The following is a 12,747-nucleotide window of genomic DNA, read 5'->3' as shown; positions in this document are numbered from 1 at the left end:
TGGCCTTCTCGCCGAGAGGGGAATCGGCTACGGGCACGAAGATCATGGCCGATACGCTGTGTCGCCTGCGCGGCGTCAGCGCGCCAGGTCAACTGGACAGCGGCACAAGAGGAATGGGGCGGGAAGCGGCCATGATGGGACCAGCACACTCACTGTCGGGGGCCGCGGCCTGGCTGGGCGTCGGCGCGGCCGCCGCCGCGGCCGGGCACTCGATGCCCTGGCCGGTCCTGCTCGTCGGCTCGCTGCTCTGCGCCGGCGCGGCGCTCGCTCCGGACCTCGACCACAAGGCCGCCACCATCTCCCGCGCCTTCGGTCCGATCTCGCGCTGGATCTGCGAGATCGTCGACAAGCTGTCGTACGCCGTCTACAAGGCGACGCGGAAGCAGGGGGACCCGCGCCGCTCCGGCGGTCACCGCACACTGACGCACACCTGGCTGTGGGCGGTCCTGATCGGCGCCGGCTCCTCCGGCGCGGCGATCTGGGGCGGTCGCTGGGCGGTGCTGGGCATTCTGTTCGTGCACATGGTGCTGGCCATCGAGGGTCTGCTCTGGCGGGCGGCACGCGGCTCCAGCAGCGATGTGCTGGTGTGGCTGCTCGCGGCGACCAGCGCGTGGATCCTCGCGGGGGTGCTGGACAAGCCGGGCAACGGCTCGGACTGGCTGTTCACCGAGCCCGGGCAGCAGTACCTGTGGCTGGGGCTGCCGATCGTGCTGGGTGCGCTGGTGCACGACATCGGGGACGCGCTGACCGTGTCCGGCTGTCCGATCCTGTGGCCGATCCCGGTGGGACGCAAGCGCTGGTACCCGCTGGGACCGCCGAAGCCGATGCGGTTCCGGGCCGGCAGCTGGGTGGAGCTGAGAGTGCTGATGCCGATGTTCATGCTGCTCGGAGGCGTGGGCTGCGCGGCGGCCCTCAATGTGATCTGAGTCGATCGCCCTACTCGGGGCGCCTGGCGCACCATCCGCCGACCGCATGCGCGCGGCGGTGCAGGACCGCCCGCGCGCGACGCCCGGGTGGCCGACTTCGGTCAGGTCGTCCCGCCCGGTTCCGTCCCGCCGTACCGGCGCTCGAAGCGGGCGACGCGGCCCTCGGTGTCGACCGGGCGCGCCTTGCCCGTGTAGAAGGGGTGGCTCTCGGAGGAGATCTCCACGTCGATCACCGGGTAGCTCTGGCCGTCGTCCCACTCGATCGTCTGCTCGCTGCGCGCGGTGGACCGGGTCAGGAAGGCGTAGCCCGCGGCGCGGTCGCGGAACACCACGGGGTGGTAGTCGGGGTGCTTGTCCTGCTGCATTGCGGCTCCTCGTGCGGGGCGGTCGGGCAGGCGGCGAGCGGGTCAGCCGGACACGGAGTCCTCGTCGATGACGTGCACGGCGGCCTCCTCGGCGGAGGCGGCGGCGCCGTCGATGCCCACGTCGGTGGCGACCAGGGCGGCCTCATCGTCTTCGTGCGCCCCTTCGTCGGGAGCCACCAGGCGGCCGGAGCGGGCGTCGCCGACCTCGTCGTCGAGGGGTTCGCCGTCCGTGCCGGCGCAGTCACCTATGCCGTCGTCGTCGGGCGGGGCGGGGTCGGGCAGCTCCTCGGCGAGCCGCTGATCGAGGGTTTCGCCCGCCTTCGCCTCGGCTGCCGTCACCCCGAAGTGGTTCACCGCCAGCGGTCGCTCCGGAGGGGACCAGCCACGGTCGAGAGGGTCGGCGACGCCGTCGAAATCCAGGGTGTCCTCGACGTCGAGGACCCCGGAATCCTCCTGGATCTCCGAGGGATCGGGCTGGTAGACATCGTCCCCCCAACCGTCGGCGCTGGTCACGAGTACCTCCAGATGGTGAGGACGGCCGCGCGCCGCCGAAGCGGGTCGCGGGCCGTCGGCACGCCCGACACGGGTACGCGACGCGAACCGGCTTCTTCCGGGGCGTTTCCCACGCCGGTGCCGTTCTCCAGACTTCCACCCCGGCTCGGGACCGCGCAACGGCACGAGCCGCGGCGGGCGCACCGTCGGGCTCCCGCGGCGGCCCGCCGAGGCCCGTCAGGACCCGGCGGCGGCCCGGCGGCGGCCCGGCGGGGACGGCGTGACGGGGGTGTCCCGGCTGCTCGATCCGAGAGCACCGTCGTCTGTCCGGATGCCGGCGCCCTCCCTGAGGGCGGGAGCCGCCCCCGCGGATCCCGCCACACTCCTCGGGAACGCGACTCCCCACCAGCAGGCCAGGCGCCCCCGTCCCGGGCTCCGTCACCCGCCGCGCAGGCTGCCCACCCCTCCGCGCAGGTCCCGCAAGCCTTCCCGAAGGATCCGGCACACTCTCAGGCCCCCCTTTCCTCGCAGGTCCTGCCGCCCCTCTCCGGCACCCGGCGCCCTCCTCTCCGGTCCCGCGAACCTCCCCGCCGCCCGTCGATCCACGTCGCAGGCCGGGCATCCCTCTCCGCAGCACCCGTGCCCTCGCTGCGTCGCGGGCCCGCGTCGGCAGCCGCAGCGCTCCGCCGGGGACGCGGCCCGCGTCGGTGGCCGCGGCGCGCCACCGGGGGCGTATACCGTCCGTGCCCCGTTCTCGTCCGTGCCCCGTCCGTGCCCGTTCTCACCCGTGCCAGGACCGCCACAGCGCCGCGTACGCGCCGTCGGCCGCCACCAGCTCGTCGTGGCTGCCCAGCTCGCTGATCCGGCCGCTCTCCACCACGGCGATCACGTCGGCGTCGTGCGCGGTGTGCAGGCGGTGGGCGATGGCGATCACGGTGCGGCCGTCCAGGACCCGGGCCAGGGAGCGTTCCAGATGGCGCGCCGCACGCGGGTCCAGCAGCGAGGTCGCCTCGTCCAGGACCAGTGTGTGTGGATCGGCCAGCACCAGCCGGGCCAGCGCGATCTGCTGGGCCTGCGCCGGGGTCACCGCGAGGCCGCCGGAGCCGACCTCGGTGTCCAGGCCGTCCCGCAGCGCCCGCGCCCATGTCTCCGCGTCGACCGCCCCCAGGGCGGCCCACAGCTCGGCGTCCGTGGCGCCGGTCCTGGCCAGGAGGAGGTTGTCCCGCAGGGATCCCACGAACACGTGGTGTTCCTGGTTGACCAGAGCGACGTGCGAGCGGACGCGTTCGGCGGGCATCCGGGACAGTTCCGCGCCGCCCAGGGTGATCCGGCCGTCCCGGGGCGCGTAGATCCCGGCGAGCAGGCGGCCCAGGGTGGACTTGCCCGCGCCCGAGGGACCGACGAGGGCCAGCCGGGTGCCCGGCGCGACGTCCAGGGAGACCTTGCGCAGGACGTCGACGCCCTCGCGGTAGCCGAAGTGCACCCGGTCGGCGCGCACCTCTCGACCGGCCGGGGCCAGCGAGCCGTCGCCGGCGTCCGGTTCGACGTCCCGTACCCCGACGAGACGGGCCAGCGACACCTGGGCCACCTGCACCTCGTCGTACCAGCGCAGGATCAGGTTCACCGGGTCGACGAGCATCTGCGCGACGAGCGCGCCCGTGGTCAGCTGGCCCACACCGATCCAGCCCCGCAGGACGAACACGCCGCCGACCATCAGGACCGAACCGAGGACGAGGACGTGGACGGCGTTGATCACCGGGAAGAGCACGGACCGCAGCCAGAGGGTGTAGCGCTCCCAGGCTGTCCATTCCTTGATCCGCTGCTCGGACAGCGCGACGCGGCGGGCGCCCAGGCGGTGTGCCTCGACGGTGTGGCCGGCGTCCACGGTCTCGGCGAGGGCGGCGGCCACGGCCGCGTACCCGGCGGCCTCGGAGCGGTAGCCGGAGGGTGCCCGTCTGAAGTACCAGCGGCATCCGGCCACGAGCACCGGCACGGCCAGCAGGACGGCGGCCGCCAGCGGCGGGGCCGTCACGACGAGCCCGCCGAGCAGCAGCAGGGCCCAGACGAAACCGATCGCGAGCTGCGGCACGGCCTCGCGCATGGCGTTGGCCAGGCGGTCGATGTCGGTGGTGATGCGGGAGAGCAGGTCGCCGGTGCCGGCCCGCTCCAGAACGCCCGGCGGCAGTCCGACCGACCGGACGAGGAAGTCCTCGCGCAGGTCGGCGAGCATCCGTTCGCCGAGCATCGCGCCCCGCAACCGCACCTGCCGGACGAACACGGTCTGCACGACCAGTGCGAGCGCGAACAATCCGACGGTCAGGCCGAGGTGGAGTTCCCGGGCCCCCTCCGACACCCGCTCGACCAGGGCGCCGAGCAGGTACGGGCCCATCATGGAGGCGACCACGGCCACCGTGTTGACGGCGATGAGCAGCAGGAAGGCACGGCGGTGCCGGCGGAACAGCTCGACGACGTAGGCGCGTACGGTGGAGGCCGCGCCGACGGGCAGGGTGGTGGCGGTCGTAGGGGCCGCCGGGTCGAACGCCGGTGGCGCAACGCCGATCATGCGCGCTCCTCGATCTCTTCCAGGTCTTCCAGATCTTCCAGGTCGTTCAGGGTGTTCAGTTCTCCCAGGTCGTTCAGTTCACCGAGAGCGCCGGCCAGTGCGGCTTCCCCCTCGGACGCGGTCACGCCCGTACTGGTGACGCCCGTACCGGTGACGCCCGCACCGACGACGTCCGCGACGGTCTCGGCCGGTTCCTCGTCGGTCTCGCGGGTCACCACGGCCCGGTACCGGGGGTCGCTGTCGACGAGTTCACGGTGCGTGCCGGTCGCCACGACCTCGCCCTCGTGTACCAGGACGACCCGATCCGCACGGTCCAGCAGCAGCGGAGAGGAGGTGAACACCACCGTCGTCCGCCCCGAGCGCAGCCTGCGCAGCCCCTCCGCGATCCGTGCCTCGGTGTGCGAATCGACCGCGGAGGTCGGTTCGTCCAGCACCAGCACCCCGGGATCGGTGAGCAAGGACCGGGCCAGCGCCAGTCGTTGGCGCTGGCCACCGGAGAGGGAACGCCCGCGCTCCGTGATGTGGGCGTCCATGGGGTCGGCGGTGGCCACCGAGCCCTGGGCGAGCGCGTCGAGAACGTCCCCGCACTGTGCCGCCGCCAGCGCGTCCGCGGGGTGCACGGCACCGGAGCCGGGTACGTCGAGCAGATCGCGCAGGGTGCCGGAGAGCAGCACCGGGTCCTTGTCCTGGACGAGGACGGCGGTGCGAGCACTGTCCAGGGGCAGCTCGTCCAGGGGCACTTCGCCGAGCAGCACCGAGCGGCCCGACTCGGCGGGATGGCCGCCCAGTCGCTCCGCGAGCCTGCCCGCCACGTCGGGATCGCCGCAGACCACGGCGGTGAACCGGCCCGCGGGAGCGAGCAGACCAGTCTCGGGGTCGTACAGGTCACCGCCGGGCACCTCCGCGGCGCGGACGCCGTCGGTGTCGGTCGACTGCTCCAGCGACAGCACCCGCGCGGCCCGGGTGGCCGAGGGACGGGAGAAGGAGTAGGCCATCGCGATCTCCTCGAAGTGACGCAGCGGATAGTTCAGGACCATCACCGCGCTGTAGACCGTGACGAGTTCGCCGACCGTGATGCGGCCCTGGCGAACCAGCTGGACGCCGTGCCAGACGACCGCGATCAGCAGCAGTCCGGGCAGCAGCACCTGGACGGCGGAGATCAGTGACCACATCCGCGCGCTGCGGACCGCGGCGTGCCGTACCTCCTGGGAGGCACGGCGATAGCGGTCGAGGAACAGCTCCTCACCGCCGATGCCGCGCAGCACGCGCAGTCCGGCGACCGTGTCCGACGCCAGTTCGGTGGCGCGCCCCGCCTTCTCGCGCTGTGTGTCGGCGCGGCGCGTCGCGCGGGGGAGCAGGGGCAGTGCCGCGAGCGCCACGACGGGTAGCCCGACGGCGACCACCACGCCCAGGGAGGGCTGGTAGACGAAGAGGCCGGCGCAGACCACGACGACGGTCAGCGCGGCCGCGGTGAACCGGGAGATCGCTTCGACGAACCAGCCGATCTTCTCCACGTCACTGGTGGAGACGGCGACCACCTCCCCGGCCGCGACCCGCCGGGTCAACGCGGACCCCAGATGCGCGGCCTTGCGTGCGAGGAGTTGCTGGACGCGCGCGGCGGCGGTGATCCAGTTGGTGACGGCGGCCCGGTGCAGGAAGGTGTCGCCGAGCGCGATGCCCGTACCGCACAGCAGCATCAGACCGCCCGTCAGGGCGAGCCGGCTGCCGGAGCGGTCGATGACCGCCTGGACGGCGAGGCCGACGCAGAAGGGGAGGGCGGAGACGGACACGAAGTGCAGCAGGCCCCAGGCGAGCGCCTTGAGCTGGCCGCCCAGCTGATTGCGCCCGAGCCACCACAGGAAGCGAGGACCCGAACGAACGTCGGGGACACCCGGGTCCGGATACGGAAGATCTTGAATCTGCATGACGTCCCAGTGGCTCGTGTCAAGGGAGGGAAAGGCGGAGGAGGGAAGGGGGGTCGGCCGCAGTGAGCGGCAACAAGCCGTGAAAGGTTCGCGTCGCAGAGTGGTGAATTTCAAACGGTTTTTCCGGATCTCCCGCTCCCGTCACCCACTTTCGGCCAGGACCCCGCACACGGCCGCGGCGCACGCGCACCACACACGACACCCGCCCCGGGCAACGGCCAGGGCGGGTGCGGTATGGCGGGGGACGGTTGGCACGGGGTGGTGAGGGAGGGGCCGGAATCGCTGAAGGGCCTGGGCGGGGCGGACCTCCGGTGTTCGGTCGAGGCTTTTGCTAGCGTCCGGCCGGATCGTTCCCGGGCGCGGGTGGCGGTCCGGCCGCGGCGGGTCCGGCCACCACGTCCACGTCACTCGCCCGGACGTAGGCGAGCCGGTGACCGAACTGGATCTCGTAGTAGCCCTGCTGGCCCTTGATCACCGGCTCGGGGGTGTCGGCGAAGGTCGATCGGTCCACGTACGAGCCGCCGATGCGGCCCTGTGTGACGTACCGCTGGCCCGCGGTGAAGTGGTAGGGGAGCGGCGAATCCGACGGCTCCTCCACGTCCTCCGGGTAGGCCTCCGCTTCCGGGAGTGCGCGCCCGAGGACCGGGATCTCGTCCAGGCCCTCCTTCGGCGTCACCATCCGGCCGGTCGCGCCGACGGCCGTCGGGTGCTTCGCGGGGTTCTTGAACCAGGCCTTGTTGCCCTGGAACCAGATCGCCGTCCACTCGCCGTCCCGCCCTGCGACGGCGAAGTCCTGGCCGGCGGAGACGCGCGACCCCAGGTCGTTGGCGTCCTCTGTGGAAGGGGCGCCGTCCGGCTTGCGGCCCGGGTCCTGGATCAGCGGGGCGTCCTCCCTCGGCTCCGTGTGCAGACGGACGGCGCTGGAGCCGTGCGGCGCACACGGCTTGCCGCTGCCGGCGCAGCCCGTGAACGCCGGCTTGTGGGTGGCGTAGTCGGGCAGGATCGTCACCATGTCGGCGTTCGCTGCGGCCGTGGCCCGCAGCGGTGCGCCGAGGAGGTCGAAATAGTGCCGCCAGTCCCAGAAGGGGCCGGGGTCGTCGTGCATGTCGGGGATGCTGTCGGCGGTCGGCGACGGCACGTTGTCGTGGCCGAAGATGTGCTGCCGGTCGAGCGGGACGTCGTATTTCTTCGCCAGGTAACGCACCAGGCGGGCCGAGGACCGGTACATCTGTTCCGTGTACCAGGTGCCGGGTTGGGTCAGGAAGCCCTCGTGCTCGACACCGATCGAGTGGGCGTTCACGAACTGGTTGCCGGAGTGCCAGGCCTCGTCCTTGGTCTTGACGTGCTGGGTGATGTGACCGTCGCTGGAGCGGATCGAGTAGTGCCATGACGCCTCCGTCGGATCCTGCACCGTGTCGAACATGCTCGGCAGCTTCGCCTCGGTGTCGTGGATGACGATGTACTCGATCTTCTGGTCCAGGGGCCGGTCGGCGAGGTCGTGGTTGCCGTAGGCGCCGTCGTCGTCGATCTGCTCGTAGGGGGCGCTGAGCCAGTCGCAGGACAGCTCGACCGGGCATTCGACCTCCTTCGACTGCCGTGCGGGCTGCGGATGGGCGACGCGGGGGCGCACGCCGGGGGTGGCGGCGAGCGAGACCCGCTGTCCTTCGGCGGTGGTGCGCCGGGCCCCCTTGCGGATCACGTCGAAGACGTCGTTCGCGTAGGTCGCCGCCGACGTGATGTCACGGGTGCCCGGGTAGCGCTTGACGGTCTCCCACCAGTCCGCGGGGTTGTCGCTGAGGGGTTTGCCGAGCTGTCGTTGTGTGGCCGCCAGGAGCGCGGCGCCGCCTCGGATGTTGTCGACGGCGTCGGTCCGCAGGCGGACGGCCGGGACCGCGATCAGCTGTGCGGCGCGCTCCAGGTCCGCCGGCTGCACAAAGCGGCCGTCCTGGACGTCGTCCGGCCCCGTGGGGGCCTGCGCCTTCGCCGTGGGCGACCGGGTGTCGGCCTCCAGCGGGGTGAGCGGTCCCGCCGCGGCTGCCGGGGCCCGCAGCCGCTCGGTGTCCACCAGATGCATCGGACCGTAGCCGCCGGCGACGCTGGGGGCGCCCGGATGGGAGTCCCACCGCGACTGCACGTAGGACACGCCCATGAGCACGCTGCGCGGCACGTGGTACTCGCGTGCGGCGTCCTCGAAGGCGTCCTGCAACCGCTGGTCCGGTGAGCCGTCCTCGCCCGACATCGGGATGAGCAGCAGCGGCGCCAGCACCGCCGCCGACGCGATCGCGCAAGCCGTTCGGCGGTACCCGCGAAGGGCGGCGGGAACACGTGGGGTGGCCGGTCTTCTCATTGCACGCTTCTCCAGACATGCTCGTCACCACCAGGACAAAGGGACTTGTCCTGCACGCCACCCCGGTTACGTTTCCGTGCCTGGCGCGCCACGTCGCGCCAAGCGTCACCGGGGTGGCCGAGCATCCGGGCAGAGGCCACTCGGTCGGCGGCGTGCGGCTCAGTCCTCGACCGGGTCCGTCCGCCAGTCGGGATGGCCGGGCATGGGCGGGGTGTCCGGCCCGTACAGCCACGCGGTCAGAAAGGGGGCGAGGTCCTCGCCGGCGACCTGGGAGGCGAGCGCGATGAACTCCCGGGTGCCGGCCGCCCGGCCCTGGTACTTCGTCACCCAGCTGCGCTCGATCCTCTCGAAGGTCTCGGCGCCGACCTTCTCCCGCAGCGCGTACAGCACCAGCGCGGAGCCGTCGTAGCGCATCACCTTGAACAGCGTTCGCCGCGTGGGTTCGGCGGGTGCCCCCTCGTCGTGCCGCCACTGGTCGTGCTGCTCGTAGGCCGCCCGCATCGTGGACTCCATGCTCACGCCGCCGTGCTCGTCGGAGTACAGGCGTTCGTAGAAACGGGCGTGACCCTCGCTCAGCCACAGGTCGGACCAGCGGCGCAGGCCGACGCTGTCACCCGTCCAGTGGTGGGTCAGCTCGTGCACGAGATTGCGTTCGGCGTCGACCCGGTCGCCCAGCAGGTCCTCCTTGGGCACGATGGACAGCGACTGCGTCTCCAGCGCCACCGGCAGGTCGGTGTCCCCGACCAGTACGCCGTAGCGACGGAAGGGGTACGGGCCGAGCCGTTGTTCCAGCCAGGCGAGGTGCTCCGGGGTGAGGGAGCGGTACGACTCGGTGTCACCGACCAGGCCGGCCGGGACCACGTCGCGCAGGGGCAGCCCGTGCGGGCCGGTGCCGTCGACGAAAGCGAACTTCCCGATGGCCAGCTGGATCAGCTGTGCGGCGACCGGCTGCTCGGAGTCGTAGGTCCACCGGACCCGTCCGTCGGGCCGGCGGACGCGTTCGACGAGGTGGCCGTTGGCCACCGCGCTGAGACCCGGTGGGGTGGTGATGCGGAAGGTGACGGGGGCCCGCAGGCTCGGGTGGTCGTTCGCCGGGAAGATCATTTTGGCGCCGTCGGGCTGTGCGCAGACCACGGTGCCGTCGGAGGTCGGCACCCAGCCGTAGTCCTGGATCGCGTCGTCGCGGTGCCGGTGCTGCGTCGGATCGGCCGTGTAGCCGACGTGGACGGTGAACGCGCTGCCGCGCGGGATCGGCCGCGGCGCAGTGACGACGAGTTCGTCCCCGTCGCGTACGGCGGCGGCCGGGGCGCCGTCGACCGTGACCTCGCGCAGTGTGTTGCCCGCGAAGTCCAGGTCGAAGCGGGACAGTGACTGGGTGGCGGTGGCGTTGATGGTGGCGCCGGCGGTGAAGGGCGTCCGGGGCGCCCGCCAGTCGAAGTCGAGCGTGTAGCGGCGGACCGTGTAGCCCCCGTTGCCGGCGAGGGGCATGAGCGGGTCACCGATGCCCGGTGCGCCGGGTGCCGCGGCGGGAGCGGGGCCAAGCGAGGGAGCCGGGGCGGGAGCGGCCGGGCCATGAGGTCCGTGCGGCAGCGGCATGCCGACGAGAGCCGCGGCGCCGGCCAACACGCCGGTTCCGGCCAGGGCGAGGGAGAGGGTCACGCGGCGGGTGTGCGGCAGGCGACGGAGGAGACCCCGTCGCGACTCCCGGTCCGCCGGCCCTGTGCCTGTCCCCTCGGTGATCTCCATGGCGGCACTATGTCAGGATCATCTGCTTATAGCGCTTAATGTCCGGCGTGGTGCCTCCGCACGGGGTAATCCGAGGGGGGCGGTGTTCAGGAGCACGTCCGCGCCATACCCGCCTGCCGTTCGCGCGCACTCACCCCTTCGGCTGATCTCCTCGTTGCGATGGGCCGTCAAGTCGCCGTAGAACACCGGCCATGAGAAGACGGATGGTCATGTCCATGCTTGCCGGGGCGGCGCTCGTGGTGAGCACGTTCCTCGGCACCGGAACCGCCGCCGCGCACGCCGCGGACGTCCCCGCCGAGTTCGGTAGCGACTGGCACGATCCGGTGACCGCGGCACCGCCGGTCGACCGGCCGCACGGCAAGTCGTGCCAGGTCACCCTGGCCGACGCCCAGTTCCGCGACTTCACCCCCTACCGGGGTGCGTACACCCCGCCCAAGGACTGCGGCGACCGCTGGAGCAAGGTCGTCCTGCGCCTGGACGGCAAGGTCAAGGGCCGGCAGTACGACCGCCTCGGCTATCTGCACGTCGGCGGGGTCGAGATCCTGCGCACCTCCACACCGGAGCCCTCGCCCGACGGCATCGAGTGGCACGTCGAGAAGGACGTCACCCGCTACAGCGACACCTTCCGTGGCGCGCGCGACGTCGAGATGCTCATCGGCAACGCCGTGGACGACACCTACACCGGCGTCATCGACGTGCACGTCACGCTGACCTTCTACGCGGGCCGTCCCGACAGTCCCGCGCCCGACCGTGTCCTCACACTCGCCGACACCCCCGACGGCACCACGCTCACCACCCCGCGCAACAGCGAGCGGATCGTCGCCGAGGTGTACGCGACCGGATCGGGCGGCGGCTGCGAGGAGTTCTGGTACCTGACCGTGGCCGACCCGGCGGCCTACTCCTGCAAGGCCGACCACGGGCCCTACCGCGAGGTGCAGATCACGGTCGACGGCCGGCTCGCGGGCATCGCCGCCCCGTTCCCGAACGTCTGGACCGGCGGCTGGTCCAACCCCTTCCTCTGGTACGTCCTGCCGGCCCCCCGCGCCTTCGACGTCCGGCCCCTCACCTACGACCTGACGCCCTTCGCCGCTCTCCTCGACGACGGCCGCCCGCACCGTGTCGAGGTGTCCGTCGTCGGCGTACCCGCGGGGCAGTCCGGCTGGAGCGCACCGGTGAACGTACTGGTGTGGCGGGACGCCCAGCGCGCGCACCTCACCGGCGCGCTGACCGCGGACACGGCGACGGACCCGGCGAACTCCTCCACCTTCACGCCCGGCGACGACAACCGGGTGGACACCGAGGCCGGACACCGGCTCACCGTCTCCGGTTACCTCGACACCTCGCACGGCCGGGTCGCCACCACCGTCGACCGGACGCTCGGCCACACATCCGCCCACCACTGGACCGACGGTGAGACCACGGACGGCCTGGACGCGACCTGGACCGACGACGAGACCGTCACCGTCCGTGGACACGGCCCGGCGCGGACGACACGCACGGATCTGACGTACACGATGAACGGCGCCACGACCGTGGGCCCGGACAACCGGCTGCGCACCGTGCTGACCCTCGGCGACCGGGCCTCGGTCGTGCGGTGGCGGGAGGGGCGGCGCCTCATCTGGTCCCGGCTCGACGACACCTACAGCGGCGACGCCTCGTACGCGCTCGACGTCCCGCGCGACCGGCGGCACGCGGTGGGCACGTCGACCGAGCGCTACCGGCGCTATGGCTCCGGTGGCTGCTACGACCGTTCGCTGACCACGGTCCAGGGGGTGCTGACGGAGGACCGCGACGGGTGCTGAGCCCGAAGCGCCCGGCCGACCCGCGCCCTCGGGCGCGGTGAGCCGCGGTCCCCGCTCCCGCTTCGGGAGGGGGGATCGCGGCGCGGTCAGCAGCGCTGGGCGACGTCTCCGTCGATGAGCGTGTCCAGCAGCACACCGAGCACCTGGCGCTCCTTCTCCGTCAGCGGAGCGAGTATCTCCTCGGCCGCCGAACGGCGCGCGCCGCGCAGCTCGCGCAGGGCCGAGTGCCCCTCCTCCGTCAGCTCGATCCGGGTCACGCGCCGGTTCGCGGGATCGGCCACCCGCCGTACCTTGCCGTTCGCCTCCAGCCCGTCGACCAGCGTCGTCACGGCACGGGGCACGACCTCCAGGCGCTCGGCGAGGTCGGCCATGCGCGGGGGTGAACCGTAGTGCGCGAGCGTGCGCAGCAGCCGAGACTGGGCCGGAGTGACGCCCAGCTCGCGCTGTTCCAGATGGCGCTTCTGGATGCGGTGCACCCGGCGGGTCAGCCGCAGCAGCTGCTCGGCGAGCAGGCCGTCGGAATCGGGGGTGGTCATGCGGGAACAATATCAGGATGCCGTTCATTGTGAGTATAGGTAACA

At 72.3% G+C, this 12,747-nt stretch carries 9 protein-coding genes; 2 read left to right on the top strand and 7 right to left on the bottom strand.

All coding sequences use genetic code 11. The annotated features are described in order from the left end of the window. Window positions 1-131 precede the first annotated feature (131 nt). A complete protein-coding gene (locus ACIBA9_RS09255) occupies window positions 132-926 on the top strand; it encodes a metal-dependent hydrolase (protein ID WP_399361167.1) in 795 nt (264 codons plus the stop codon). 101 nt (window positions 927-1,027) lie between these two features. On the opposite strand, the gene ACIBA9_RS09250 is transcribed toward ACIBA9_RS09255, so the two are convergent. From ACIBA9_RS09250 to ACIBA9_RS09225, 6 genes are all read right to left on the bottom strand, one after another. After that, the gene (locus ACIBA9_RS09250; protein WP_399361165.1) at window positions 1,028-1,291 is read right to left on the bottom strand and encodes a type B 50S ribosomal protein L31; all 264 of its coding nucleotides are present in this window, start codon (window positions 1,289-1,291) and stop codon (window positions 1,028-1,030) included. A gap of 42 nt (window positions 1,292-1,333) precedes the next feature. Next, window positions 1,334-1,804 (bottom strand): DUF5709 domain-containing protein, encoded by a 471-nt coding sequence (locus tag ACIBA9_RS09245; RefSeq protein WP_399361163.1) that lies wholly within the window; start codon window positions 1,802-1,804, stop codon window positions 1,334-1,336. A gap of 760 nt (window positions 1,805-2,564) precedes the next feature. Further along, window positions 2,565-4,346 (bottom strand): ABC transporter ATP-binding protein, encoded by a 1,782-nt coding sequence (locus ACIBA9_RS09240; protein ID WP_399361161.1) that lies wholly within the window; start codon window positions 4,344-4,346, stop codon window positions 2,565-2,567. Beyond that, entirely contained in the window at window positions 4,343-6,271 is a 1,929-nt protein-coding gene (locus ACIBA9_RS09235; RefSeq protein WP_399361159.1) for an ABC transporter ATP-binding protein, read from the bottom strand. Before ACIBA9_RS09235 ends, ACIBA9_RS09240 begins: the two co-directional genes overlap by 4 nt. Window positions 6,272-6,602: 331 nt before the next feature. Further along, window positions 6,603-8,618, bottom strand: a complete 2,016-nt coding sequence (locus ACIBA9_RS09230; RefSeq protein WP_399361157.1) for an N-acetylmuramoyl-L-alanine amidase — start codon at window positions 8,616-8,618, stop codon at window positions 6,603-6,605. Window positions 8,619-8,777: 159 nt separating this feature from the next. Next, on the bottom strand, window positions 8,778-10,277 hold the full coding sequence (locus ACIBA9_RS09225) for a M1 family metallopeptidase (RefSeq protein ID WP_399361155.1): 1,500 nt from the start codon (window positions 10,275-10,277) through the stop codon (window positions 8,778-8,780). Window positions 10,278-10,555: 278 nt separating this feature from the next. Between ACIBA9_RS09225 and ACIBA9_RS09220 the strand changes: the two genes are divergently transcribed. After that, entirely contained in the window at window positions 10,556-12,166 is a 1,611-nt protein-coding gene (locus ACIBA9_RS09220) for a peptide-N4-asparagine amidase (RefSeq protein ID WP_399361153.1), read from the top strand. An 86-nt stretch (window positions 12,167-12,252) separates the two neighbouring features. On the opposite strand, the gene ACIBA9_RS09215 is transcribed toward ACIBA9_RS09220, so the two are convergent. Further along, the gene (locus ACIBA9_RS09215; protein WP_362162384.1) at window positions 12,253-12,702 is read right to left on the bottom strand and encodes a MarR family transcriptional regulator; all 450 of its coding nucleotides are present in this window, start codon (window positions 12,700-12,702) and stop codon (window positions 12,253-12,255) included. Window positions 12,703-12,747: the final 45 nt, after the last annotated feature.

Origin of the sequence: Streptomyces sp. NPDC051452 (assembly GCF_044454765.1) — a bacterium.
Lineage (GTDB): Bacteria > Actinomycetota > Actinomycetes > Streptomycetales > Streptomycetaceae > Streptomyces.
This window is presented reverse-complemented; position numbering and strand designations above follow the sequence as displayed.